23 protein-coding genes are annotated in these 26,524 nt (G+C 38.9%); 1 reads left to right on the forward strand and 22 read right to left on the reverse strand.

From position 1 onward, the window contains the following. Positions 1-281: 281 nt before the first annotated feature. The 8 genes from AC1TPB_RS19860 to AC1TPB_RS19895 form a co-directional block, all read right to left on the reverse strand. On the reverse strand, positions 282-1,322 hold the full coding sequence (locus AC1TPB_RS19860; RefSeq protein ID WP_482078124.1) for an alpha/beta hydrolase: 1,041 nt from the start codon (positions 1,320-1,322) through the stop codon (positions 282-284). A gap of 34 nt (positions 1,323-1,356) precedes the next feature. Beyond that, positions 1,357-2,430: a protein-glutamate methylesterase/protein-glutamine glutaminase gene (locus tag AC1TPB_RS19865; protein ID WP_482078125.1), complete on the reverse strand. Its 1,074-nt coding sequence runs from the start codon at positions 2,428-2,430 to the stop codon at positions 1,357-1,359. A gap of 13 nt (positions 2,431-2,443) precedes the next feature. Further along, positions 2,444-4,459 (reverse strand): chemotaxis protein CheW, encoded by a 2,016-nt coding sequence (locus tag AC1TPB_RS19870; RefSeq protein ID WP_482078126.1) that lies wholly within the window; start codon positions 4,457-4,459, stop codon positions 2,444-2,446. Between the two features lie 7 nt (positions 4,460-4,466). Further along, positions 4,467-4,901, reverse strand: a complete 435-nt coding sequence (locus AC1TPB_RS19875) for a chemotaxis protein CheW (RefSeq protein WP_482078127.1) — start codon at positions 4,899-4,901, stop codon at positions 4,467-4,469. A gap of 21 nt (positions 4,902-4,922) precedes the next feature. Continuing rightward, entirely contained in the window at positions 4,923-6,776 is a 1,854-nt protein-coding gene (locus AC1TPB_RS19880) for a methyl-accepting chemotaxis protein (RefSeq protein ID WP_482078128.1), read from the reverse strand. Between the two features lie 39 nt (positions 6,777-6,815). Further along, positions 6,816-8,414, reverse strand: coding sequence for a methyl-accepting chemotaxis protein (locus tag AC1TPB_RS19885; RefSeq protein ID WP_482078129.1), 1,599 nt, complete (start codon positions 8,412-8,414; stop codon positions 6,816-6,818). 241 nt (positions 8,415-8,655) lie between these two features. After that, positions 8,656-9,312 carry a response regulator transcription factor gene (locus AC1TPB_RS19890; RefSeq protein WP_482078130.1) on the reverse strand — a complete coding sequence of 219 codons (657 nt, stop codon included), beginning with the start codon at positions 9,310-9,312 and terminating at the stop codon, positions 8,656-8,658. 50 nt (positions 9,313-9,362) lie between these two features. Continuing rightward, the gene (locus tag AC1TPB_RS19895) at positions 9,363-12,656 is read right to left on the reverse strand and encodes a PAS domain S-box protein (protein ID WP_482078131.1); all 3,294 of its coding nucleotides are present in this window, start codon (positions 12,654-12,656) and stop codon (positions 9,363-9,365) included. Positions 12,657-13,352: 696 nt separating this feature from the next. Between AC1TPB_RS19895 and AC1TPB_RS19900 the strand changes: the two genes are divergently transcribed. Then, on the forward strand, positions 13,353-13,634 hold the full coding sequence (locus tag AC1TPB_RS19900; protein WP_482078132.1) for a diguanylate cyclase domain-containing protein: 282 nt from the start codon (positions 13,353-13,355) through the stop codon (positions 13,632-13,634). Between the two features lie 156 nt (positions 13,635-13,790). Here the strand turns inward: AC1TPB_RS19900 and AC1TPB_RS19905 are convergent, their stop codons facing one another. The 14 genes from AC1TPB_RS19905 to AC1TPB_RS19970 form a co-directional block, all read right to left on the reverse strand. Then, positions 13,791-13,979 carry a hypothetical protein gene (locus AC1TPB_RS19905; protein ID WP_482078133.1) on the reverse strand — a complete coding sequence of 63 codons (189 nt, stop codon included), beginning with the start codon at positions 13,977-13,979 and terminating at the stop codon, positions 13,791-13,793. A 280-nt stretch (positions 13,980-14,259) separates the two neighbouring features. Continuing rightward, entirely contained in the window at positions 14,260-14,652 is a 393-nt protein-coding gene (locus AC1TPB_RS19910; protein ID WP_482078134.1) for a hypothetical protein, read from the reverse strand. Between the two features lie 256 nt (positions 14,653-14,908). Next, positions 14,909-15,922, reverse strand: coding sequence for an SPFH domain-containing protein (locus tag AC1TPB_RS19915; RefSeq protein WP_482078135.1), 1,014 nt, complete (start codon positions 15,920-15,922; stop codon positions 14,909-14,911). 149 nt (positions 15,923-16,071) lie between these two features. Further along, a complete protein-coding gene (locus AC1TPB_RS19920; RefSeq protein ID WP_482078136.1) occupies positions 16,072-16,860 on the reverse strand; it encodes a TPM domain-containing protein in 789 nt (262 codons plus the stop codon). Continuing rightward, complete coding sequence (locus AC1TPB_RS19925; RefSeq protein WP_482078137.1) at positions 16,857-17,888, reverse strand: TFIIB-type zinc ribbon-containing protein; 1,032 nt, start codon at positions 17,886-17,888, stop codon at positions 16,857-16,859. The genes AC1TPB_RS19920 and AC1TPB_RS19925 overlap by 4 nt, the downstream gene beginning before the upstream one ends. A gap of 28 nt (positions 17,889-17,916) precedes the next feature. After that, complete coding sequence (locus tag AC1TPB_RS19930) at positions 17,917-18,579, reverse strand: PspA/IM30 family protein (protein WP_482078138.1); 663 nt, start codon at positions 18,577-18,579, stop codon at positions 17,917-17,919. Between the two features lie 149 nt (positions 18,580-18,728). Next, positions 18,729-19,514 (reverse strand): sensor domain-containing protein, encoded by a 786-nt coding sequence (locus AC1TPB_RS19935; protein ID WP_482078139.1) that lies wholly within the window; start codon positions 19,512-19,514, stop codon positions 18,729-18,731. A 367-nt stretch (positions 19,515-19,881) separates the two neighbouring features. After that, the gene (locus AC1TPB_RS19940) at positions 19,882-20,289 is read right to left on the reverse strand and encodes a hypothetical protein (protein ID WP_482078140.1); all 408 of its coding nucleotides are present in this window, start codon (positions 20,287-20,289) and stop codon (positions 19,882-19,884) included. A gap of 254 nt (positions 20,290-20,543) precedes the next feature. Beyond that, positions 20,544-21,587 carry a hypothetical protein gene (locus AC1TPB_RS19945; protein ID WP_482078141.1) on the reverse strand — a complete coding sequence of 348 codons (1,044 nt, stop codon included), beginning with the start codon at positions 21,585-21,587 and terminating at the stop codon, positions 20,544-20,546. Positions 21,588-21,872: 285 nt separating this feature from the next. Further along, positions 21,873-22,064 carry a hypothetical protein gene (locus tag AC1TPB_RS19950; RefSeq protein WP_482078142.1) on the reverse strand — a complete coding sequence of 64 codons (192 nt, stop codon included), beginning with the start codon at positions 22,062-22,064 and terminating at the stop codon, positions 21,873-21,875. A gap of 48 nt (positions 22,065-22,112) precedes the next feature. Continuing rightward, complete coding sequence (locus tag AC1TPB_RS19955) at positions 22,113-22,313, reverse strand: hypothetical protein (protein ID WP_482078143.1); 201 nt, start codon at positions 22,311-22,313, stop codon at positions 22,113-22,115. Positions 22,314-22,496: 183 nt separating this feature from the next. Beyond that, positions 22,497-22,814: a CPCC family cysteine-rich protein gene (locus AC1TPB_RS19960; RefSeq protein ID WP_482078144.1), complete on the reverse strand. Its 318-nt coding sequence runs from the start codon at positions 22,812-22,814 to the stop codon at positions 22,497-22,499. A 672-nt stretch (positions 22,815-23,486) separates the two neighbouring features. After that, a complete protein-coding gene (locus AC1TPB_RS19965; protein ID WP_482078145.1) occupies positions 23,487-24,623 on the reverse strand; it encodes an MAE_28990/MAE_18760 family HEPN-like nuclease in 1,137 nt (378 codons plus the stop codon). Then, the gene (locus AC1TPB_RS19970; RefSeq protein WP_482078146.1) at positions 24,620-25,822 is read right to left on the reverse strand and encodes a GmrSD restriction endonuclease domain-containing protein; all 1,203 of its coding nucleotides are present in this window, start codon (positions 25,820-25,822) and stop codon (positions 24,620-24,622) included. The genes AC1TPB_RS19965 and AC1TPB_RS19970 overlap by 4 nt, the downstream gene beginning before the upstream one ends. Positions 25,823-26,524 lie beyond the last annotated feature (702 nt).

Raw genomic sequence — 26,524 nt, forward strand, 5'->3', positions numbered from 1 at the left:
AGCATAAACTAAGAAATTTATCTCCTTAAAAGGATACCTAATAATCAGGGGGGAGCAACAGGGTATAACGACCTAAATAGATACTATAAAACACCTGTTTATACAATTGTTCAGTAGGCATTTACAACTATTTCCAAGTGTATGCGCTTCCTTTTTATATGTATATGAAATAAGAGTCACTCTAAGCTATTGATCAGCTTTTGAGTTACCCTTATAATTATTGAACGCTTTTTATTAATTTTCGTATAGCGCCCTACTGGGCAGTAGCAGATGGAGAGTAATTACGAGACATACCATTCACTCGCCATCTTCAATATTTCATCTATTCGATGTATGCAGCAATGACCTTCATCTTTATATTGGATTAATTGTTTTTTCATAGGAAGTTTATCGTATAACTCATACATATTATCATCCTTGACGAGATGATCCTGCTCACCGTGAACTAACAGTATCGAACCTTTATCGTCAAAGCTCTCTATGTCCGCTAATAGACTCTCTTGATCACCTTCAATAATATATGAAAGACGTTCTTTAAGATAGTCAGGTAATTTGAATTTGTGTCCTACGATAACAATAGGACTTAGAACTGCTGTTTTACCTATCTTAGGGTGGCTACTGCCTTGAATCGCCCAATTCCCCCCTAGACTTTTACCAAATAATACGAGCGGAAGCTCCGGATATTGCGATGCCGCGAAATCGATGACTTGATTCACAAAGATATCCCAGTTCAGATGGGTCGCTTTATATCCATTCATAGCATACGTCTCGCCTTGCCCCGGTCCATCGAAGCTGATCGAAACAAAACCCATTTTTGAAAAATGATCCTCATACTGGGTTAACTCTTCCTTCGAGGCATCGATCGGATTGAAAATAATAACACAGCCCTTAGCATTTGCAGGGACACGTATTCTACCATAACATTCCTTACCTTCGATCTGTATAACCATATTGATGATTTGATCTGCTACAAGCTTATCTGCTTGCCCATGCATTTCCGTGCATCGCTTATACCATTGTCGCTTCTCCGTGCCACTCTCAGGCAGCATCCACTGGATAAGACTGTAGTGTATGCCCGCCATTCGATAATAACGCTTTGCTTCGTCCGCTGAATGCTGACCAAGTGCGCTAAGCGCATGCTGCTCGCAAATTTCTGCTTGCCGCTGCACAATTTGAATCCACTCTTCCAAACGATATACCCGCTGGCACAGTTCTTCCACCGTCGCTTTTGGAATACCATTAATAATCCATCTATCCCAAAATCCTCGATACAGGAAACCCATCATCATTGTTTTTTCTATCGTACTACCATTAAAAAACAAGTATAGAACCCCCCGCTCTTAGATCATTTACAAACTAATGTTTCTGGACTCCTGTAATTCTCAATAGCTTTGAAGTTATTTGATGCACAGGAATTATATAATCTACACAGCCTAGCTCGACGGCTGATTTGGGCATACCATATACAATACAGGATTCTTTGGATTCCGCGATTGTTGAATAGGCGCCTGATTTTTTGGCCGCATGCATCCCATCCGCACCATCGCTCCCCATTCCTGTCATAAGAATAAAATGCCGCTTCGGAATCTTTAGCTCCGCAACAGAATGAAACAACACATCAACCGAAGGACGGTGGCCACTAACAAGCGGTCCTTTGTTAAGCCTAATTCTATATTCCCTAGCAGATTGCACAACTGTCATATGAGAATCACCTGGAGCAATATAAACGGTTCCGCCAACTAGCAGCTGATTATCCTCCGCCTCTACCACATGAACATTAGATATGCGATTTAATCGATCAGCTAATGACTTAGTGAACTTGGGCGGCATATGCTGCACGACTAGAAGCGGATATGGGAAATTTGCAGGCAAAGCAGTAATAACCGTTTCAAGCGCCCTTGGCCCTCCCGTAGATGTCCCTAATGCTACAATCTGATCAAATTGCTTGGGCAGACCATTCAGCGCATCAATCTTTGGCACTAAGGCTCCTCTTGCAGTCATCCTTTTGCTAGCAAGTACTTGTCTGATCGGCACTTGAGCAGCCTGTTTAATTTTGGAGATTAGCTCTTCCTTCACCTTGATTAAATCAAGCGAAAGCGGACCTGATGGCTTCGAGATAAAGTCTACGGCTCCATTTTGCAGTGCTGTAATCGTTGCGCTTGCTCCATCTTGAGTAAGCGAGCTCAGCATCAGTACCGGTGTCGGCTGTTGATCCATAATGATCGTTAAAGCCTGGAGTCCAGTCATTTCAGGCATCTCAATATCCATCGTCACAACATCTGGCCGAAGCTCCTTAACAAGCTGAACACCCTCTTTTCCATTGCGGGCTGTGCCCACCACTTCCAATGCCGGATCTTCTTCAATTAATCGTGAAATCAACTTACGCATAAATACTGAATCATCCACAACGAGCACCTTTATTTTAATCACTACATCTCTTCCTTTATCGTTGATTAATAATCCCCGACACCTCAAGAATTAAAGCGACTTTACCATCGCCTAATATAGTCGAGCCGGCGATACCTCCCACCTTGCCTATATAGGAGCCTAGTGACTTAATAACAATTTCTTGATTGCCGATCAGTTCATCAACAGCCAGCGCCATTCTTTTCTCGGCAGAACCGACAATAACTAACTGAATATGGCCCTTTCTCTGCTCCGCTCGCGGCATATTGAAACGATCATGCAGCCACACAATCGGAATGATCTGATTACGTAATAAAATAACCGGTTGTCCGCGCACCATCGTTATGTCATCATGCGATATTCTAACAATCTCAGCAATATTGCCCATCGGAATGATAAAGGTCTGATCATTCAGCTTAACAAGCAGTCCAATAATAATGGCTAGCGTTAATGGCAGCTTGATCTTGAAGCGTGTTCCTTCTCCGAGCTTTGTCTCAATATCAATCAAGCCGTTCAGTTTCTGAATATGACTTCTAACAATGTCCATTCCTACACCGCGCCCAGAAACATCACTGACACTGCTGGCGGTAGAGAAACCTGGTCTAAAAATCAGTTCAATCGCTTCTCGATCACTTAGCGCCTCCGCTTCTTCGACAGTAATAATCCCTTTTCTCAATGCGGACTGCTTCATTTTCTCAGGATCGATACCTGCGCCGTCATCTTCTACATAGATCACGACTAAATTATCCTCATGTGCGGCTCTAATCTGCAGGCTCCCCTTGCGTGCTTTTCCTGACAGCACCCTCTGCTGGGGCATTTCTATCCCATGATCAACAGCATTCCGAATTAAATGAATAAGCGGATCAGCAATTTCCTCAATAATCGTCCGATCTAGTTCCGTATCTTTGCCTCCGATTGTCAGTTCAATATCCTTACCCAAATCACGAGTTAGATCACGTATCATACGTGGAAAACGATTAAACAATTGCTCAATCGGCAGCATCCTTGCCTTCATTACGCTATCCTGCAAATCAGCAATAATGCGGGATAGATGATCAGACACCTGACTAAGTCCTTCTACCGATTCATCCACATTTTTGCTTCTTAGCATCCGCTCCACCTGATCGATGCGCGTATGGTCAATGACAAGCTCGCCGACCAAATTCATTAGATGGTCCAGCCGATCGACGCTTACTCGAATGGTCGGCGACTTAGATGAGCTCATATTCGTTTGCGTTGCGGCCGCAGATCCTTCGTTTCCTTGTCTGCTCGCATTGCTAGCGTTAACATGATCCTCAGCAATATTAGCTTCATCTGGCAACAAAATCGTATGCACGTAATCTACTTCGGTCAGTCTAGCTGTGAGCTCCTGTAGCTCCTCGCTGTTCTGTGTGCCCGCATATAGAAATTGGAATTCAACTTGAGCATCATCAACTTGCTCCTCAAGTCCTTCAATATTAGGCGAAGTATAATAAACCTCGCCCCAGCTGCTCAGATTGGAATGGATCACATAAACGCGTGCTCCTTTAATAACACAATTAGGAGACAGCTTAACACGAATCCAGTGTACAAGTAGCCCATCATCCTGAGCTTCCTGTACTTTCAGCCTTTGCTGCAGGCTCAATTCAGGTAGGCTAGAGAAGCTAACTTCCTGCGATAATGCCACTGGCTCAATTGGAGCAGCTACAAAAGCCCGCAAATTTTGTACACATTGGGAAATATCTGTCTCCGAGTCATCATTGCGCAATATATCATCTTTGAGCTCCTTCAGACAGTCCAGCGATTGAAAAAGAAGGTCAATTAAGGGCGCTGTCACAGCCAATACATTACACCTAACCTGATCAAGCAAATGCTCCATCTCATGGGTTAATTGCTTCATATCCTCATAACCCATTGCAGCGGATGATCCTTTTAACGTATGCGCTGCCCGAAACAAGCTTTGCACGACCTGCTCCGTTTCACCATCTTGCTCTAGCTGCATAATAACCTCATCCATCACCTGCAGCTGTTCCTCGAGCTCCTCTAGAAAGACCTCTTTATATTCTGATAACATCGGTCAATCACTCCCGTTCATGAAGTAACACTTCATTCAGCTTTAAGACAGCTACAAGACCATCGTTCGTCAAACCGATGCCGACGAAATAATTTCCGTCGATACCGCCAACTCGCTCTGGAGGTGGCTGAATATCCGTGAACGTTGTCACTTTATTGACCCGATCAACAATAATTCCTACAGTATCCTCCTGATGATGTACCACGATCACACGAGTCGTTCTCGAATAATCCATGACTTCCAGTCCAAAAAATTTCCGAAGACTAATGACAGGTACAATTTTCCCTCTGAGATTGATGACTCCTTCTACATAATGCTTCACGTTAGGAATTTGCGTAATATCCTGCATCTTAATAATTTCATGAATATCCTGTATTGAAATACCGTATTGCTCTTTTTCAATAGCAAACTCGATATATTGCTCCTGACCTATAGTCTGCATAGTCGTCCTAATCCCCCTTACTTATTTATTCACTTTAAAAATAGAGATCGAATCAGTCAAGTCTTCAGCAAGCTGAGCCAATGAGTATGAGGTCGCTGCCGTTTCCTCTGCTGCTGCCGCAGCTTCTTCACTAGCAGCCGAAATACTTTCTATCGATCGCATAACCTCTTCCGCCTGCGCTGCTTGCTCTTCGCTCGCCGCTGCAATCTCATTAACCTTCTGCTCGGTATCACTAATCATCGCCATAATTTCCTTGAAGGCTTGGCCTGTCTCCTGGGATTGACTAACGCCGCTTGCTACTGCCAATACACTATTATGCGTGTTTGTTTGCATACCCTTTATAATTTTTGTAATCTCCGTGGCAGCTTTTCCGCTTCGTTCCGCTAGCTTGCGCACTTCATCAGCGACGACAGCAAAGCCTCTTCCTTGTTCTCCAGCACGCGCTGCTTCAATCGCGGCATTCAAAGCAAGTAAATTCGTTTGCTCCGAAATATCATTAATGACTTCAATAATTTCGCCAATTTTAACGGAATCCTCTTCTAGCCGCTCCATCTGTGAACTGACCTGCTCCATGCTGTCGACAGAGTGACTGACCTGCTCGCCGCCTGCATGGGCAATTAACGTTGTACTGGCTGCTAATCCCGCCGCATCCTCTGCGCTTCTTGCAACCGAATGAATCGCAAGCGTCAGCTCACTGAACTGTTCTTGTATAATTTGTGTTGCTTCAGCCTCCACAGCGCTACCTTTCGCAATTTCTTCCGTCGTTGCTGAAATTTGTTCAGATGCTGATGCTACATTTTGCGAGCTGCCAGATACTCCTCCGATCAGTTCACGCAAATTATGGATCATATGGTTGACTGATTCCGCTAATTGCCCGATTTCATCCTGAGAACGAATCGTTACTTCCTCAGTCAAATCACCTTCCGCCATTTTCCCCGTCGCATGCATTAAGTGTTTCAGTGGCAGCGTGATTGAACGGATAATACCGTAAATAATAGCGGCGCCGAGTAAAAGTGCGATCATAATAACATTAAGTGTTGTATACATAATACTGCGGGTCGCTTGGCTAATTTCTGCCAGTTCAATACTGCCGACTATTTTCCAGCCCGTCAATTCATTTGTCATAAATACCGCTCTTTTTTTCGCGCCTTCAAACGTATAATTGACAACACCAGCGTCCGACTTATAAAATTCAGCGACAAACTCATCCGTTGCTTTTGTTCCCGGCTCTCTTGTTGGATGAATCAGAAAGTTCTGCTCTTGGTCAAAAATAGTTACATAGCCAGCCGTGCCAATCTTCATCTGACTGATGAGCTCACCTAACTCCTTAAGACTAATATTGGCTGCTATAACTCCAGATTTATCGCTTACTGCCTTTGAAGAAACAACTACAATTTCATTCGCAGCAACCGATACAGATGGCTTGTTAATGATCGCCTTCGTTGTATCAGCCATCGCTTTGGTGTACCAATCTCTTACCCGCGGATCATAACCTTTCTCCATTTGCTGATTCGGAGAACGAAGCATAAGTCCGTCCTCCGTTCCTAGATAGACAGATATGAAACCTGGATGGAGAGCCATATATTGATCTAATATTTTACGAATTTGTGGACTTTTCTGACCTTCAACCATTTCTGAATGAATCCGGTCAGCAAGATAATCCATATCTGATGCAGCTGAAGTAACTAGATCTGTAATCTGATTATTCGATATTTGAATCCCTTGCAGCGCATTCGATATAATTTGGTCAGTTACCTCGTCCGCGGCCTTCTGATAGGAAAACCAACCGATAGCCGCACAAGGCAGTACTAGGATAGCCATAAAGGCTATAATCAATCGCGCTTTAATCGTTATCCCTGACTTTTTTCTGATCATACGAACAATCCTCCTTCTATTCCTCTTCTTGCAATTTAATTACTTAATTCGGAAAATAGATACGGAGTTATTCAATTCCTCAGCAAGATGAGCCAAAGATTGTGCTGTCGATGCTGTTTTCTCGCTGCTTGCTGCCGATTCCTCAGTAGCCGCAGAAATACTATCGATGGATTGCAGAACCTCTACCGATTGAGCCGCTTGTTCCTCACTCGCTGCAGCAATCTCCATGACTTTCTCTGCCGTCTCATTGACAACTCTCATAATTTGCTCCAGCGCTTCACCCGTTTTCTGTGATGAGGCAACCCCTTCTTCTACCGCATTTACGCTTTCATGTGTATTATTTTGCATCCCTTTAATAATCGTCGTAATTTGCTTTGTTGCTTCACTACTTCGCTCAGCAAGTTTTCTTACTTCATCCGCAACAACCGCAAATCCGCGACCTTGATCTCCGGCGCGAGCTGCCTCAATTGCCGCATTGAGCGCGAGAAGATTAGTCTGTTCCGCAATCTCATCGATAACATCAATGATCTCTCCAATTTTTTGTGAATCCTCTTCCAAGTGAGACATCTGATCACTAACTCTAGTCATTCCTTGAATAGAACTGTCAACGACTCTACCACCGTCTTCTGCAATACGCATCGCTGTATCCGAAAGTTCAGATGCCTGCTCCGCCCCTTGCGCTACCGAATTAATAGCTACTGACAACTCTCGGAACAACTCGCTCATCGTATGAGATGCGTTAGCTTGGCTCATGCTGCCGCTAGCAACCTCTTCCGTACTTGCCGAAATTTGCTGCGCTGCCGCTGAGACGCTTTCCGCAGATACAAGAATCCCACCTATCGTCTTTCTTAATGTCAAAATCATATTATTGACTGAACTCGCCAGTACACCAGTCTCATCTTTGGTATCAATATCCGATGTTTCACTTAAATCTCCGTCTGCTACTTTACCTACCAGCTCTACCACACGACGTAATGGTCTTACTATAATTTGTGAGATCAAAACTCCAAACCCGATACTAGCAATTGATGCAATGATCACAATTAAAATTGTAACGTTGCGCGTCGATTGATAGAGCTCGGACGCACCCGTGTTTGCCTCATCAGCTTGCTTCTGGTTGATTACAATCAAAGCGCCCATCACGTCAATTACTTTTTCAGTAGCATCCTGCAATCCATCTGTAAGCAAATGATTCGTGTATTCAGCCGGACTGATATCGGTATCATTCAATGTAATCGCTGTATCTAAGCCTGCCCGATAGTTCAGCCATAGCGCCTCATAGTCTTTAAGTACTTCTCTTTCCTCTGTATGCAGTTCTGTCTTGCCGTATTTCACAAGCAGTTCTTCGACTTTTTGAAGGTTACTATTTATCATTTCTTTGAATTCGTTCTTATTTGCTGCTGTTTTTGCTGTTGTGTTAATATCACGAATATAGACTCTATTTTCGATAAGATATTGGTGTGCAGCGTTTAAATCCGCAATCGGTGTTAAGCGATTTTCATACATATCCTCGATTGTTTTATTCATTTTACCTAAATTACCGATACCGTAAATTCCCACCACACATAAAATAATAGCAATAATTACAAATGCAGAAACTAATTTCACAGCCATTTTCAGATTATAGATCCATTTCATGTTCCGACACCTCATCTTTAATATTTTTAATTGTTAAGCACTATACCAATCATAAGCTGCTCGTTCTTTTTGGTAACCGAAAAAATATGGCGTGATCACGCAAATAATTATGCGCTGTCTCGCAAACAGCATAATTATTAGCTAAAGCAGCTAGATTAGTCCTCTGTAGCACGCAAAAACTCCCGCTCACATTATTATGAGCGGGAGTTTTTAGCGAAGCTAATCCTTCATTCCAATTCAACTAAGCATCGAAGTCGGAATCCTTCAATATACCTAGCTGCTTAGCCTTTAGAACTGCTTCCATTCTTGATTTCACATTAAGCTTCTGAAATAACGTTGTTAAGCTGTATTCCAATGATCGTTGGCCCATCAGTACAATCTCAGCAATTTCTCTGTTACTCTTGCCTTTGGAGATTTGCTTCAATATTTCACATTCATTGCTACTAATTTGAGTTGCTGCCTGTTCTTCAGCAGCCGCTGTTTCGCTCAGCATCGTTCTTCTCAGCTGTTTAACCAAGGCGAATGGAAGTATAACTTCCCCTCTCAAGGCACAGCGAACGGAGGTAACCAACTGTTCTCTAGTCGTTGTTTTAGAGATAAATCCAAAAATACCCGTTTCGACCATCAAATTAAAATGATTATTGAATTCAAAGCCTGTATAAATGAGTATAATAGCTTCCTCATTCATTCGCAGCACCTGCTCGGCTAGATCAATCCCATTAACATCTGCAATATGAAGGTCGAATAGCATAACATGAAAAGACTGTGTGGCTACCATTTCTAGCACTTCCTCAGCGGAATTCGCTAAGGAAACCTTCATATCTCCTTCATGCTCGAGAATCATTTTGGTACCTTCCATAACAGAAGGATGATCATCAACCAGCAAAATATGAATCACAATACCTGCCCCTTATCTATTTTTGATCAACCTCTTTTTAGTACGAACCACTACTGTGCGGGTATAGATATATAAACAGCCAAGCCTTCGTCGGCGGACGAACGAAATTGAATCGTTCCTTCCATGCTGCGAACCCGTTCCCTCATACCATGCATACCCATGCTATCAAGTGAATTCCCATTTTGGGTAAGATCCATGCCGACTCCATTATCCTCATACACTAGGCTAATTTTCTCATCCGAGCTGGATATAACAATGCGAACCTCCGTAGCCGAGGAATGCTTGGAAGCATTGGCCAGTAGCTCTTGTACGAGACGATATAAGTTAATTAGGATATCGTCTGTCAGCTTATATTGGAAGTACTCAGCATCCAAATGGATACGATAGTCTGAACGCAATTGTGTAAACGCAAATAACGCTTCCAGAGAAGAGATAAGTCCATCCTTTATGAGCATAGGCGGCCTGAGCTCATTGCATGTAATGCGCAATTGATAGACGACATCGAGTAGCCCTTCCGAAATTAAGCTAAGCTGACCTTTAATGTCCTCATTTAGCGATTTATCAGTTATAAGCAGATCGAGCTTGCGATACCAAATAATTTGCTCCTGAAGCGCTGAATCATGTAAATCCTGCGCAAGACGCTTTCGCTCATTTTCGGACAATTGAAACATAAAGCGCAGAAGCCATGTTGGAGCAACCTGCTTCGAGACTGCCTGCTCTAACTGTTGCGTTAAATCCTCGATTAATAGAAAATTATCGTATAGCACGCTAACATAGCGAGTAAGCGTTTCAAGCCACACTTTTTTAGATGTTATCATTAATGTTATCGGCTTTTCATGTATATAAAGTAAGCAGCTTTTACCTTTAATTTCACCTATTTTAATAGAGTAGCCTTTGTCAGTTTCAATAATTTCGCATAGCTTATCCCCGCAATGTTCTACGTCTATTAAGTCAACATTGGAAACGCCCAATACAGATCTTACTTCTTGCAGTAGCCGCTGCTTCATCTGACTAATTTTCATAACTCCGAAGAGATCATGGGAGAACTGATCCAGGCTCGTTTGTAATTGGAAATACCGTTCTTCGCTTTCACGAATGATTCGCTCCGCACGTTGCCGATCCTCTTCTGCCTTTTTCCAGTCTCTAATATCACGGAACAATGTAATCCCAGCAATTTCCCCTTTATAAGGCACGCTGCTAGCGATCACTTCCACATCAATTTCAGTACCATCTGAACGTATAATCTTTTGTTCAACATGAGAGGAAACAGCGGAGCGCTGCTTGTAAATTTCCTCCAATCGTTCGGTTACCGGCACCCCATATTCGGGAGGAATCGTATCGAATATCGTTTTTCCGATCAATTCGCTCGGACTTGATACACCGAATAGCTGCAGCCCCGCCATATTTACATCAATAAATTTATAGTCTTTATGTAGTACGATAGCCTCGGGCGATAATTCAATAAGCTGCCTGCTCAGCTCCTCACTCTCTAATAAATCCCGCTCAATCTTCTTCTTTTCCGTAATATCCTGAAGCATAAGCTGAATAGAGGAAGATTGAGAATCATAAATAGATAGCATAGATGCTGTAATAACCTGCCCATCAGCACGATTAAATTGATATTCAGCAGGGATGGAATAGCCGTTCAACGCCGTATGCTCCATTGCCGCACTCGCGTACTCACGATATTCTGGAAGAATCATATCAATAATATTCAGCGCGGATGTCTCTCTATTAAACTCTAATCCTAGCATACTCTCTCCAGCTGGATTGATATACGTAATTTCACTATCTTTATACACAGCAATTGCGATCGGAGACAGCTCCACCAACCGACGATACCGTTCCTCACTTTCTTGCAGAGCCCTCTCCATCTTCAATCGTTCAGTAATATCTACTAATATAATGAGCGTCAGCTCTGTTTCGTCATCATAAATGCCAATAGCTTCCGTCTCAATTACACAATCATCGATGCGAATGATTTTATACCCTTCTACTTCTATATTACTATTGTTTATTAATTTCTGACTCTTATTTTTTACAGTTTCTAGATAATCCGAGTGAATAAAATCGTATATCGACTTTCCAATTAACTGCTCCATACTCTCAGCTCCCAGCAGATTCAAGCCCTCGGGATTGCTGTAGACGATTTTCCCCTTATAAGCTGAAATCATCGGCTGCGGCGACAGTTCAATCAGTCTGCGGTAGCGTTCCTCGCTTGCCCCAAGCTCCTTTACTATCTTTTTATGTTCTGTGACATTTTTAGCAATAACAAAAACGCCCTCAATACGATTATTTACAAAAATCGGGATATTTTTCATCTCCCAGCGCAATTGTTGTCCATTCTCACTGCTGGTCGTCATATTATAATGCAAGGACTGCCCTTCAATCGCCCTCTCAAAATAATCTTTCATCCGCCCCGTTTGTTGTTTGCCTAAGACCGGAATAAACGGCTCACTATCCTGAGCCGATTCGAATCGTTTTCCTTCCATAGTTTTCACTGCTGAATTAAGAGCGATCACATTACCTAGTATATCTAATTCCCAAATTGCATCCAAATTATATTCAAACAACGAACGATAACGCTGCTCGCTTCTATGTATATTTTCTTCTAAGGTCTTCCTCGCAGTAATATCAGTTACAATACCGTCAAGCCGAGTGACAGATCGAGAGCCATCCAGATAAGGAATAACTTTGACTTGAAGCCATCTGATTCCACCATTAGCATGAATCACACGATGCTCGCTACTATAATCACTGCCGCCTAGTCCCATCGTGGCTTTTGCCTGCTCGAGAAAAGACTTGTCCTCCTCATGCGCGATGTCGAGCCAAAAACTATGCTCCTTCACTCTCTCAATCTCATATCCTGTAATAGTAGTAATTGCTTCCGATATAAAAAGCGTTTTTCCTGCAGCCATATCGTAAGACCAAACAGCGACATCAAGCGTATCCATCACCTTCTGATAGGTAGACAACTTATCTGCTATTCGCGCTTGCTCGGCTTTCTGCTCCGAAATATCCAAAACTACTCCTTCGATGCGTTGCACATCACCATCTCGCCCGCGCAGCGGTATCGCAATACTTTGAACCCATTTTAGCTCATTCGGAGCAATGTCTATGCGATGCTCTAAGCTACTGGTCTCGCCAGAATTCAGCTTTGCCATATGCTCATTAAACATTGGCCGATCCGGCTCATATACAACATCATATAAGAAGCTCGGTCTCGCGGTAGGCTCCAAGCTTGCACAGCCAATCCATTCCTTGAAGCTATCCGACATCAACAAGCTATTTGCTTCACTATCAATCGACCAAGTACCCGCATCCTTATTATCAGGTATATTCATAGCAAGACCGCCTTCCCTTTCATAGTCTATCCCCTTAAAATTATCAGATTATTGCGAGTAGGTCTACTATCCCTTAGAAACAAACGTATTTTAAGCCAATTACTCTTTTCAAAAAAGAATAATTATCTTTAATTTTATTTTTTAGTAAAAATGAAGGAGGACTTTCGAGCTAAATTAACACAATATATAATGGAAGACATTAGTAAAAATAAGTAATAGTATATTTTATAGAACAGCAGTTATCCTAGTTGCTGTAGAGATTATTGCCTATTCGTTTATTTTTTACACGACAAATAAGGAAATACAAAGTGATCGTGACAAACAAATACAGTCACTAACACAAATTATTGAAAAAGCAATTTATGCATCTGATATGTATTCAACAGATATTAAATAAGCAATTGGAGAGGAACTTTATTCAATCTCTCTTGGTATAGCAGATGAGTTAAAAAATAAATGCTTAGACGATATGAGCACTAGCTATATGAAAATGCTAAGCAAAAAATGGAGTGTTTCAGATATAAGTATCTTTGAAAGAAAATCAGACTACTCAGATATTGTTGCAACCCATAGTTCAAATTAGGATGAAATCGGATTAACTTCAAAATAATAGGGAAAGTGACACAGTATATTTAATCGAATTTTAGATCATAAGACTACTCATACTAGCTTTGGGAATGTTATAGGAGATAGATATTGGATAACCTTCTAACAACCGAAAAGACCTACACAGCGGATATTACATATAAAGGAGAAAAAGATGTTGGGGACACTGCCCAACGAATTATTGATGAAATGAATAAACCATTGCATGTAAATGGTTTAGATCTTATAGAACAATTTAAAGTAACAATGAGTATTGGAATTGCCATCGCCCCTTCTCACGGAGTCGATGCAGATACTATATTAATACACGCTGATGTAGCCATGTACGATGCAAAAAACAATGGAAAGAACACATACAAATTATTTAATTAATTTGTATAACTGCCATGTGAAAAACGTAGTTTTTTTCTATCTCGCTTAGCCTTGCTTGCAAACACAAAACAAGGGCTGTCCAGCATATCATGTTACAATGACATGTTATGCTGGACAGCCCCACAACTGCTTACTTATTTTGATGTGAATTCGTGTCTATTTGCGGCGTTGCCTGGAAAACCGGGAATACATGACAAATGCGGCGATTATCATCGCAAAGAAACCTAAATTGCTTGCAGGATCTTGCTCCATACCTAGTAAAATGCAAATGTTGGTGACAATGCTTTTCGTCAGTAGCGCAACCGCAATGAGTAATATCGGGCGCATCATATTGTATTTTTTCATGAATTACAGCACTCCTGCCTTCAAATGAAATCAGCCTGCCCGTTTCTTCTTCACCTGCCGCGCTACGCGCATAGTCCATGGGGGCAGCCTCAGCATGCCTTAAGGGAAACGGATTCCGCTAGTCTTCCATTTAGTATAACAGAAACTATGAGAAAAACCGTTTTTCATATAAAATAATTAATTCTACTCTACCTGGGAACAAACCGTAGGATATTGAAGAAGTTTGGTATTAGATATGGAATACTAATGGGGTATCTCAAACAGGTCAATAAGTCAGCGATTAATTTACTTCTTTAAAACTGTTGGTCAAATTCGTATATTCATCTTTATTTTCATCCCAGTTGCTCTTAAGCGTCCAAGCCATCATTTGACCATAATGTGTAGGCGTTTCGATAATAGTAACTAAATCATAATATTCTTGTAGTGAAAAATCAGTGAAATCCTCTTTGGATTCAAGTAGTGTCATGAAGTATTTTTCTTTTGAAGGAACATAGATTTGAATGTCACCATCTGGATGTAGCGAGCCTTTTGCATCTTTCCAACTATTAGAGGCACTTACTTGATACTTATCATCCTCACTCTTAAAATCTATTACCTTGTCTTCCCCACCACATGCTGCAAGGATAGTAACCATAGAAATTGCTAATACAAATAATAATAATATCTTTTTCATTGTTAGATGTTTCTCTCCCTTTGATTCATTATGAAACTTCATTCGCTGCTATTATTCGAATATTTTCGGAAAAACATTTATAATAGTCGCCAAAAATCGGCTGATCTGGATTGATCGAATCTACAATGAACCTTTTGCATCAATATCACACCTGAAATTATATTAAATCACCCGTTCGCCCCATAGAAAAAAGAACAGCCTAGTTTGCTCGGCTGCTCTTACAAATGTATTAATCTCATTCCACTCTAATCGTCAGCTAATTCAGCTTATGACCACAATTAGGGCAGAAGTTAGCACCTTCATTCTTTGTACCGCAGTTCGGACAGTAGTTATGTTTCATGCTGCCTTGAGAAGCATCTGGTTGCACTTGTGCTGATTCTGAAGCTTTCGGAGCTGAAGTCTGCTGATTGGGACTTTGGCTCTGATTCGAGTTCATATTTTTCATCATTTCATTAGCCATGTTCATTCCCATCATCATACCTGCCATATCCGATGCCGCACCGCCGCCTTGAACATTGCCCGATGCTATCCCGTCCGTCATACTAACCTGCTGATACTTCTGCAAATTACCGATCATTTCATGAGAAGCTGTCTTCGTAATCATATCTTGGATTTCTTTCGGATAATTGAAGCTCATCACTTGAAATCCAGTAATCGTCATCCCGTTATCCATCACTTCCATGTCCAGGTCCTCGCGAATACCTCTTGCGATATCAGAAGCATTTGCCTGCAGATTGAACATATCCTTCCCTTCTCTGCTAATCCATTTCATAAGTAGTTGATCCAGCACCGAAGTAATTCGAAGTTTAACATCCTCTACAAGATAGCTGTTCTTAATGCCTGCAATTTTATCAATAAGTGTCACATAGTCATTGACCTTAAAATTAAACGTACCATTGGCACGAATCGGCATGCCTCCTGGAAGCTGCGGTGTCGGGATAAGAACCGGATTTTGAGTCCCCCATTTGACGGTGAATTCCTTTGTGTTAACGAACAATACTTCCACACGCATTCCGCTATTAAAACCGAATTTGAAACCTTTCAGAGTAGATAAGAAAGGAATAATATCGGAATCAATATTATAATCCCCCTCATCCTCAAACAATCCCTCTATCTTGCCGTTATTAATAAATATCGCATCTTGACCAGAGCGAATAATGAGCTTACTCCCCTTCTTAATCTCACGATTGCTCCACTTCCAAAAAATCATATCATCTCTAAACTCTTCCCATTCCACCACATTAGAAAATTGATTTTTGAAAAATACCATATCTATAGCCCTCCTCAAACTTTTCATATACTTTCAATTTAACTTTCGGATTTGAAAAGTTACTTCGATAGCATTAACTAAAACTTTTTGTAAGTCTCCAGAATTACTTCTTTGTAAAAAAAGTAGCATCGAAAGCATAAACTTATTAATTAAAATTTCCCTCTGCTTCCACTATGTGAATGGCCGCCGCCCGTAATGCCACCTCCGCCGCCTCCACCACCACTACTTTTGTTCTTCTCGATTTTAGTTTTAATTACAGTTGTTCGAATGTAATGATCCTTGCGATCGATCATTCCTGAGGTGCTTGCATCCTCATAAGTGTTCCGATTTACCGTTACTCGACCGCCAGAGTTGTAAGCCATCATAATAACGACAATCGCTCCAATTACTGCAGCTGCCCCTAACTGGAACCAACTATTAAATAAAATATTATCTGGATTCACACCCGGCTTGAAACTCATATATCGATGTACTGTCGCTATATACTTTTCAAATCCGTCCGCATAAGCTCCATCCGATAAATAAGGCGTAATCTTATTGCGTATTTTATCCAATCTTTCATCATCCAAATATTGCTTTGCTTTATAGAAGCCAGCCAAGTATACATCCTGATTCCTCATATCCATCGTCAAAATCACGGCGTTGCCATGAGGTTTATCGTACCCTGGTCCATAATCGTCATAGAAATTATCGGTTAATTTTACGACATCTATGTTGTCGGAATTGGCAGTGGTTAAAATAATAATGTCTGTTTCTCGCTCAGCTCCCAATTCATTCGCAAGCTTATTCAGCGTATCATATTCTTCTTGACTGAGCAGCTCGGCTTCATCATAGATTAAGATTTTACCTTCCGCTGATTCCGCCATCACCGTAGTGACAGGTCCCACAAGCAGCATAACTATGAAGGACAGAAGAATAAGAACTATATGCTTCTTCATAGAAATCCTCCCCCCATCATCCATGAAATGCATTTTAATGACAATAAAGAGATGCCGAAAATTCCCGCGAACCATGCCAAAACCTTTGCCTTGCTGATCGGAGGCTTACCTACTACTTTGCCCGTCTGACCATTCATAGCAAAAGTATACTCTAATTTATTGAAGTCGTAGTGAACGACCCACACAGGAAGCAAACAGTAGTCTGCATTTGTAAATGTATTTTTAATATTTTTATTACTGAAATTAACAGTAGCATAACCTGCCACGGATGATGAAATGGAAGCTTCGATATATTGCTTAATTTTATCGTTTGCCCGAGGAAGTAGCTGACCGTCATCATAGCTGTACTTCTCTGCAATATAACCAGCGAGATATGGCGTTTTGAAATCCTTCAGCTGCTGGTAAGGAAATGGCTCCAGCCTATCCATCAACTGATCATTCATTTTCTCCGATGCATCTACGGGCACCATCTTATAATTCAAACGAAGCTTACGGTAAATATCAAAGTGCTGCGTTTCCGTATAGCGATAATTACCGCTTACATAGGTTCTTACTTTGGTTGCACGGCCTTGTGCCTCGACTAGATTATGTAGCTCATAGAGCCAGAAAGGCACATACAATCCGGTAATTCCTTTAATACGATCCGCTGTAACAAATCCTTTAGGCGTGAGCAAACCCCTTTTGCACCACTTCTGAAAAGCCTTCATTGCTTCCTCTTTGCTAATTGCGAACGGAATGACCATTGCAGGCGCCAGCTTCCCTGTTAGCCTATCACCCAAAACAACAGCGGAGCTGCAAAAGCTGCATACGGTAGCAGCCGTTTCTGATTCAGTCATAATAACTGCGCCACAGCTATTACAATGATACTCGTTAGCTTCATTCTCAGAAAATACTTGCTTTTTAAGAGGATCAGGAATTTGCTCAATATCTTCTTTTCTTCCGCAGCTGCTACAAGACAACGATCCAGTTGCGCTATCAAAGGTCATCCCACTGCCACAGCTTGGGCATTTATAATCAACTACTTGCATCTGCTCACCTCAATAGCTAAAGAAATTATTATTGCTTATTCTCATGTTTTTCTTTCATTGCAGCTAACTCATCTTTGGCACTTGTAGAGCTATCTGCTTGCGAGTCCAAATTCTTCTCGAATTGTGCGAATCGTCGGTCCAGATCATCGTTCTCATCATCTGCTTGCAGTTCAGCAAGGGCCGCCGCTTTATCCAAAGCAAAATTCACCTTTTCCTCCACTGCTTCGAATGAGGAATCGAATTTGGATTGAGCTGCAACGGCCAGCTTTCCTTTCAACTCATAATAGCTTGCTTCCAGCTGACCTATATCAGATACAAGCTTATCCTGCATTTGCTTCATGCATTCTGCGTTTTTCGCAGCCTGCTCGTATGCCGATTGTAGCTCATTTAACCGCTCAGCCTGATTTGCTTTTTTCTCCAAAAATTTTAGCGCATCAATCTCGTTACCCGCTTCTACGGATTTCTCTGTATATCGTTGCAGCTTCCTAATATCTGCATTACACTCATCGAGCTGAGCCTTAGACCTCCGCTCATTCAAAGCTACCGCTGCCGTTTCTGCCTTCACTGCCCCTAGATCTTGATTAGCCTTTCGCATATAATCCTCAATGACCTTCATTGGATCTTCTGCTCGATCCATTAATGAATGGATATTAGCCTTCATAATATCATTAAATCTTGATAAAATCCCCATATTGACTGCCCTCCTTATACCTTTAACCTAGTCTATTCCTATATTACTTTATTTTTGTGGAAAAGGATTCAAATTCTTGAAACGAAAAGAACACTCATCACTTTTGCTGAGTGTTCTTCTCGAATTTACATTTCAAAAAAAGAGAAATTCTAGAGCTCTCTATAGGCTGGCTGCATCATCCCTTGAGGGGCTTGATCCTCGGGAAAATCATAATATGGCGTCTGAACCGCTACTTGAGATTGCACTGGCGTCTGTGTTTCCTGATATGGCTCATCTACATACATAATTCTGCGTTGAATTTGCATAAGCCCATTCACGATACGAAGCGCGATCCAGAAGAGCACAAGACCAAAGCCTACATACAGCATATATTGCTGATTTAACGTCCAATCGATATGAAAATAACTGAACAAGCTATTCTCCAAAATATCAACCTGGATTTCATTCATCAAAATGATATGCACGGCTGGCAAAGTAATAAATCCAAGTGCTAGTGAAATCGCCGTTACCATAATAACAAAAAATACGATGCTTGTTACAAATCTTAGTAACACGAGCAGCAGATTGCGAATGAATAACTTACCATCAAAACTTCTCACCATTTGCATAAACCAATTCTGCCCCGTCTCAGACTGCTGATTATTAGTATACGGAACATTAGGAGTCGGTAAACCCAAAATTTGTCGTATCATATTTTGTTCAAAATTCACTATCCCATTCAACAGCTTCGCTACCCCAAAAAACAGCGGTATTCCGATAAATATTGGAGCAAGACCGATTGATACAACAATTCCTGTTATCGCTATTGTAAAGTAGATAATCCCTAAGGGGAGAGACAGCAAAAAATAGAGAATCGTTGCATAGGTTTTTGGATTAAAAAGCACCCAGTTCACTTTACCTGTAGGCGTTTTGTCAGTCGCTTCAATTGCCTTCATTTTCGTACACTTCCTTCGGTTTCATAAGCTCACGCTCTAAGTTATATCTCCATTATAGCTTCATAATTTGCATGATATAACCGACCTAGGAAGTGTTTTAGCCTAGTCTTTAGACTAGGACTTGTCTAGTTCATTACTTCAGCGAATGCGTCATTTCTCTTTTATTACCATCAATATTGAGCACTCCACATGTGTTGGTTGTTGGCTACAGATAACTATTTTGAGAAGTTGTTAGGGTAATTATTTACATTATGTTTTGTATAGGTTATTTGTAGAGGCGTAACTATCACTCCTTATAGCCTACGAATGAGTTTAATTCCACAAACGCGCCCGTTTGTATGACATCGTTAATTAACTAAAGCCCTTGTTAGTTGAATAGGATTACCGTTTTTTTATTTCTTAAGTTTACTAAATCCTCGTCATACAATTCTTCTTTTAATACTTCACCATTGAAGTACCCTAAATATGCAATCTCTAATCTTTCAATGTAGAGGTGTAACTTTTTCTTAGGTATTCCTTCTACCTTATACAAATCTTTGGGATGAAAATGCCAAAGAAGACTTCTCATTATAAAGGCGTATGTTTTGCTGAGCATCTGCGATATTTCTCTATCCAAGCTATCTTGATTTAAAGTATCGTTTGTTAAATCCACTATACTGTTGAAATAATCCCAAAAAGCATTCTTTTTAACTTTACATTCTTCGTGTAAGAAATAAATAAAACTGCCTTTTTTTCCTTCATAGTTACTTTTTAGAATTTCTACTGCTCTACTCAATATTTCACTTCCTTATAAACTGTTTAATGACACTTATAACGATACCTTTATTCCCCTATTCTGCCCCTTTACTTTAACAAATGACGGCAACCTATCACGTTAATAGTTACCATTATTGTCATAGTAGTATCGTTCTCCGATAGGTAAACAAAATACAAAAACTTAATTCTATAATATAAAAAAGCCGCGACCAACGCGGCAATATGGTAGCCATCGGCGACTCTGTACCCGATAACCGTTCTTCTTTCTTTTTACTATTTCCACCATTCTGTTTTCCAGTAACCGACTGGAAGACAGCTTTTAATCCAAGAAGCAACAAAATCAAAAAAATGTTGAAGTTCAGATGCGACTTGTTCATTGATTTCAGACACCCTACTTAGTAGGTGTAGATACCTATCCCTCAAAGAAGGGTGAGTTTGACAAGGTTCTTCAGGGCTTTTATCAAACAAAGCCAACATTAATATTACTATTAATGGAGCTAATAAAAAGTTTTTATTATCCTCTTTTTTCCCTCGAATAATAGATAGATAAATTCCAAAATTATCTGCGGCAAACTCATCTAAATGGTCAGAGCTAACATACGTCGGTGTGAATTTAGATACAATGTTTCTCCCATTCGACTCTGTGTGTTTTAAGAAATGATGACCAATTTCATGACCTAATAGAAATTGCATACTTGCTACAAACAATTCTGATGCAATAATAAGTCTAGGAGAATTAAGATCTACTTCATCCATATGAACGCCATTAGCAGCATATTCCTGAGCTTTTTTCAGTAGTGCTTCCTTGTCAATCAAATTCAAGAATGATTCATACAATCCCAGAAGTAACTTATCCATTTCACACTCATCTTCAATTTGCATACAATATACATGATATGATATAAAATCAGAAAAAAACTGAATATTTAAATCCATTTCATAAGTGATTATAATTAAATATCCTTCAGATTCCATATCCATGTTCATAGCTACTGCATCGACTCCCGGTTCGCGAGTCTTTCCAACAAAAATTAGTTTTAGCTCATCAACCAGGTCCTGGTCACCTTCTGCATCCGAAATAAAGTCCAGAATCATACAATTAATAAAATAGTCATTACTGTACCAGGTTTCTCGCCCAAGCCCAAAATTCACTTCATTTCCGTGATTTTCTTGTTCTTCAATCATTTTCTGCATATCGTTTTTAAAATTAGGATGAGCGTCACTGACTATTGATTCTGCTATATCTTTATCCCAATCATTAACTGCTCTAAAAAATGTACCTAAAAATCTCTCTTTTGCTGATTCTTTATTTTCCATATTGTTACCTCATCATCTATTTTTGATTTGCGACAAGGGTGCCACTTGGCAAATTAGGTCCTCATCTTTTTGAGGAATCTAATATATGTATGCCACTCTCTAAACATCCTCAAATATGCCTCTTCATTCATGGCTGGAGCTAAGCAGATTATCTCGTCCCAATTACCCTCTTGTTTTTATTCTCCAGATTTAAATCAGTTATAATCCCGATTTTTGTAGAACCTTCTAGCTCTATCCTGGCTTCAACCAACTTACTTCCCAAGTCCACCCACGGGTAGGATATCTTTATTCCTGTTGGTTTACACTCGGTTTGCCTACTAATAATAATCCCTCCGTCGGCTTGAAAAGGACAACCTCTACATCTGAACGAGCACCATGTCCTCTTTCTTCCATTGCACCATATGTTGGAAGTGTTCTGCCTGTTAGTTCAATGAGCAATAATGTCGTAAAAAAGAGTAAAAAAATTCTATAAACCATTTTTCATAAAAAAATATACTCCATACGATTGACTATTTTACTTTCATACTACTCACAAAACAGATTTATATCATCTATTGCTGATTGTGCATGTCCTCTGACAAACTGACTTTTATCATTTAATGCCTCATTAATAAGTGGGATAATCCGTGCTTTATTTATAACTTTATGTATTCTAGCAATATGACCGAAACATAAAATTGCTATTCCTCTTATGTTTTCATTGGTATTTTGGCTATATCGAGCCATTATTTCTTCGACAAAATCAGCATCCTCCGCATTAAAAGTCAGAGAAAGTAAACCTCTTACTATTATCTCGGGATTATCAGAATTAATAAGATTAATAATATCCTGATTCTTCTCAATATTACTACTAAAGTTATTAACCGCTTCCTCAAGGATATCGTCCAGTACTTTTTCATAGAATGTAATTTATTTCCACACTTGCTCTTTAAATAATTCATTTGCAATTCTAAGTCTTTCAAAAGCAACTATTAACTGTTTCTTTGTAAGAATTTCTTTGTCTGTTTGTTTTTGAATCCTAAGTTTATCTCGGTACATGATATAGTATTTTTCAAAATTCTCCCTAGCCTCTGTTAACGAATAATTCTTATTTGGTCCTCCCCAGACTTCATCTGCGTAAGGGTCATCTTGTCCGTCATCTTCCCAATTACACAAACAACAAATCTCATAATCACCTCGTACTTCTAATGTAGGATAACCACAACAAGGACAATTTTGTCTATTCACAAACTATTTTCCTTTCTATTTGTGTTTTAAATTTATAATACATACATTAATAGAAGCATAGTATAAAAGTGAATTCTAATAGCAACTGAAATATATAAGCCCAAATAGAGATTCACTAAACTAATTAATTCACACTTGAAATTTCCAATATTTAAAATCAAACATTTATTATTTCCATATAAAACACTACTCATATTAATAACATAAATAACTAAAAATGTATCGACATTCTTTTTAAAGTTTGTCGATACATTTTGTGTTGTGTGTAGGCTGCAGTACTATTTGGAGATGTTGTGGGTTATTATACAAATGAAATCTACTTTAATTCAATATGAATTAAAGTAGATTTCATTTAGCGAATACAATTAATCAATCAAACTATTGAGGTCTAAGTTTCTTTCATTCCTTTGATCCTACTTTACAGGATTCTGTAATTACATTACTAATGTAATTCTCTATGGAAATAAACTTAAAATCAGACGATACTATTATATATAATTCCTACGGAAGTTTGGACTGTATTCTTGGAACCGGTAATAATTCCCCTACTATCATCAAAGGTAACACTTAATTCAAGTACTATTTTAGCAACATCTTAAATTAATTTATTTTGTACTACGTTAAACTTTATTTTCTCAAAAAAAAACACTTTGTTATCCTTATTGAATTTCCTTATACAACAGATTCGGCTAAAGAACCAATTTCAACATCCTGATATTTTGGAGACGAATTATTATAAGATACACCGCTTTTGGGTATGAAATATTCATAACTTTCATTTACCTTAAAATCGACTTTTATACTTATCTCTCCCTCTTCTTCTTCTTTAATTTCTGATACCTCAGTATCATTAAGAAACATAGAGAGTATTGTTCCATGTCTTATTGGTTCTGCTACATTATTTGTTTTGGCAAATAATGTATCACCAAGTCGAATATTTGTATCTCTTATTTTAAAGCAAATAATATTCTTACCATAAATTCCTATAGGTGAATTCAGAATATACTGATGAATATTGTTTCTTACACGATAATCAAATATGTTCATAAAAAGCACTGCACATAAGGAACTAGAGTATAAGTCAAGAAAGTCTATATATTGAGATAAAGTATCTTTGTCAATAATAGTATCAACTGAACCGTGTGCAACTTGATTACGTCTATCAGCCAAATCGTTAATAATATTAAAAGCTATAGATTTATTTATCTCATTTGTAGCCAAATAATCGTTAAATAATGGATATCTAAGAATTAGAGAAGAGATGTTTTCAATACCAACTTTAGAAAAAAACTCATTTATAACTTTTTCTCTAAAATTAGATGTATGGTATGTATATGCATCTACATTAATAGAATAATTTCTACCATTTAGGCAAGATGCCATATTAGAAACTACTTTATTTTCTAAAACTATTCCGTGGTATTTCGGTATATTTATATTTGTAATAAGTAGGGCCGATAATTGGTTATGATTTTCTACAACCTTTTGGGGCATATCTTGAAATTCATCTATAAAACTGCTTAAAGATTGTAAGTATGCCTTAATAATTTGCTCTATAAAATTCTCAAAATATCCATATAAAGAAATAATAATTGTATTATATTCAAAGATTTTTTTATTATTAAACGATTCATAGTGTAAAACAAAATTTCTGAACTCAGTTTCTACTTCTACTGGTCGTAAAATAAGGTCCTCACTATTTTCACTTCTCTTATAATTTACAAATAATTGATTTTGCATTTTGCTATTTTCAATAAACTTTCTGATTTCTTCCAGACCATTTTTAAGTTCTATTAAGACTGAATTCATAGTTTCTCCTTAATAAAATCATCAAAGAATTGTTGCATTTTTTTTGTCCTAGTAATCACGTGTGACTTACCTGTGTTTCTGCCTTCAAAATCGTCATAATTCTCTTTGTAAAAGGTGGTTAATTTGTATTTTATTTCTTCTTTACTTTTTATCAAAAGTTCCGAATATTCTATATTGATTGAGAATACTTGCATTATTGGATCGTAAACTACTCTAGTAGGGCTGTTGTACCATTTCCATTCGTTATTTCTGACTCTATATAAATTAAATGCTCCTTCTCCTAGGACATCATAAACCAATTTTATCGTATTATTAAATAAGATTTGATAGTTATCTATTACTTTTGCACTGAATTGATTTCCACTTTTAAGGAAGTAATCTAAGAATTCTTCTAAATTGATTTTTTCCCATTTATCTATGTGTCTAAACGCAAAGAAGCGAAGTACTAATTCAACATCTGCCATCTTTTTGAACAGCCTATTTTCTTTAAGGTCAGTAGAAATTACATCATCAATTTCTTCTGATACTGGTTCCGGTATGCCCCATATTTTGCAGAAATTTTCGTTTCTCGATATTTTTATACATAATTGATTTAATGGGCCATTATATAGAGCATTTCTTGTCTCCTGTGGTTCTAATTTCTCTCCACCGCTATTGATTCTTTCAAAAACAAGTTGTTTCAACCTTTCAGATTCTTCAGAAGTCTTTGCTGTTTCTTTCAAAAGGATAATAGAAGATAAATATCGTCTATCAATTCCTTTCCTCACTTGCGAGGGTAATTGCGAATATTTAAATCCATTTAATTCTTTCCATTCTTCTAAACCTTTTAGAGCAAATTTATCTGTATAAAACTCATAAATACTTGTTAATCGTTGTAATCCATCCATTACTTCGTATAGTGAATAGTCTATTTCGTATAAAAAAACGGGTGGAACTGGTACATTCATAATAAATGATTCTACTAATCTTGATTTTCTTTCTATATCCCATCTATGCCTTCTTTGGAATTCTGGATTAAGAATATAATCTTCGCCATCCACAATAGATTCAATTGTAGTTAGCTGAAACCGTCCTTGTTCAGTTACTATTCTTACATCACCTTTAGAATACTTTTCGTTAATTTGTTCTTCCGTTTGTATTACACTACTGCCTTCATCTGTATTATAGCCTTGTAACATTTCACCCTCAAAAAAATTCATTCCATGCACCTTCATTCATTTTTATATTATCATTAGTGTGAATCATTATGTATTTACAAACTAAAGTTCATTTTAATTCTACCAGAAATTTCATTTACAACCAACAAGACTATTAATATTACTTAAATGAAACAAATTCAAAATAAAAACAGCCCGAACGCTGCTCTGATTCTCACTTAAACCTATAACTAACAACAACCTCCTTCTCCTTACTGACTACAATCCTATCAACAAATCTTAAATTCTTATTTCCGGCAGATAAGTCCTTAGACATTGCAAACCACAAAAATTCCTTCTTCAACTCATCATAAGACTTAAAACCAACAACCTCTTCTTAAATAGAATGTAGGTCAGATAATTTCTATTTCAGAGTAGCCTCCATGTCATCCGTCTAAGATAACATCCCTTTATAAATTTTCTCAGCAATTTCTCCATCATAATAATCCATGCTAATGTTTACTAAACGTTTCTTACACGTTTTAATTTCCTGCTCAGTCTCTCGGATTTTAGCTGTTGTTCTATTTCGCTTTCCTTTCAGTAATTTCAGTAACTGCCTCCAGTATTCCTTGCTTTCAATCTAGAGTGAAAGGCTGAATATTATTTCAGCCCCTCCTCATCAAACCGTACGTGAAGTTTTCCTTCATACGGCTTTCCGATGTTCTTCTTTCATGCGCATGCAGATTACAAAAGCGTTTTTAATCC

It is taken from the genome of Paenibacillus sp. Y951, assembly GCF_056786395.1.

Coding starts and splice junctions, on each gene's coding strand:
- AC1TPB_RS19870 (WP_482078126.1), bottom strand. CDS start 4,459: ATGTTATCAGAATATAAAGAGGTCTTTCTAGAGGAGCTCGAGGAACAG.
- AC1TPB_RS19875 (WP_482078127.1), bottom strand. CDS start 4,901: ATGCAGACTATAGGTCAGGAGCAATATATCGAGTTTGCTATTGAAAAA.
- AC1TPB_RS19880 (WP_482078128.1), bottom strand. CDS start 6,776: ATGATCAGAAAAAAGTCAGGGATAACGATTAAAGCGCGATTGATTATA.
- AC1TPB_RS19885 (WP_482078129.1), bottom strand. CDS start 8,414: ATGAAATGGATCTATAATCTGAAAATGGCTGTGAAATTAGTTTCTGCA.
- AC1TPB_RS19895 (WP_482078131.1), bottom strand. CDS start 12,656: ATGAATATACCTGATAATAAGGATGCGGGTACTTGGTCGATTGATAGT.
- AC1TPB_RS19905 (WP_482078133.1), bottom strand. CDS start 13,979: ATGAAAAAATACAATATGATGCGCCCGATATTACTCATTGCGGTTGCG.
- AC1TPB_RS19910 (WP_482078134.1), bottom strand. CDS start 14,652: ATGAAAAAGATATTATTATTATTTGTATTAGCAATTTCTATGGTTACT.
- AC1TPB_RS19915 (WP_482078135.1), bottom strand. CDS start 15,922: ATGGTATTTTTCAAAAATCAATTTTCTAATGTGGTGGAATGGGAAGAG.
- AC1TPB_RS19920 (WP_482078136.1), bottom strand. CDS start 16,860: ATGAAGAAGCATATAGTTCTTATTCTTCTGTCCTTCATAGTTATGCTG.
- AC1TPB_RS19925 (WP_482078137.1), bottom strand. CDS start 17,888: ATGCAAGTAGTTGATTATAAATGCCCAAGCTGTGGCAGTGGGATGACC.
- AC1TPB_RS19930 (WP_482078138.1), bottom strand. CDS start 18,579: ATGGGGATTTTATCAAGATTTAATGATATTATGAAGGCTAATATCCAT.
- AC1TPB_RS19935 (WP_482078139.1), bottom strand. CDS start 19,514: ATGAAGGCAATTGAAGCGACTGACAAAACGCCTACAGGTAAAGTGAAC.
- AC1TPB_RS19945 (WP_482078141.1), bottom strand. CDS start 21,587: ATGGAAAATAAAGAATCAGCAAAAGAGAGATTTTTAGGTACATTTTTT.
- AC1TPB_RS19950 (WP_482078142.1), bottom strand. CDS start 22,064: ATGGTTTATAGAATTTTTTTACTCTTTTTTACGACATTATTGCTCATT.
- AC1TPB_RS19955 (WP_482078143.1), bottom strand. CDS start 22,313: ATGGCTCGATATAGCCAAAATACCAATGAAAACATAAGAGGAATAGCA.
- AC1TPB_RS19965 (WP_482078145.1), bottom strand. CDS start 24,623: ATGAATTCAGTCTTAATAGAACTTAAAAATGGTCTGGAAGAAATCAGA.
- AC1TPB_RS19970 (WP_482078146.1), bottom strand. CDS start 25,822: ATGAATTTTTTTGAGGGTGAAATGTTACAAGGCTATAATACAGATGAA.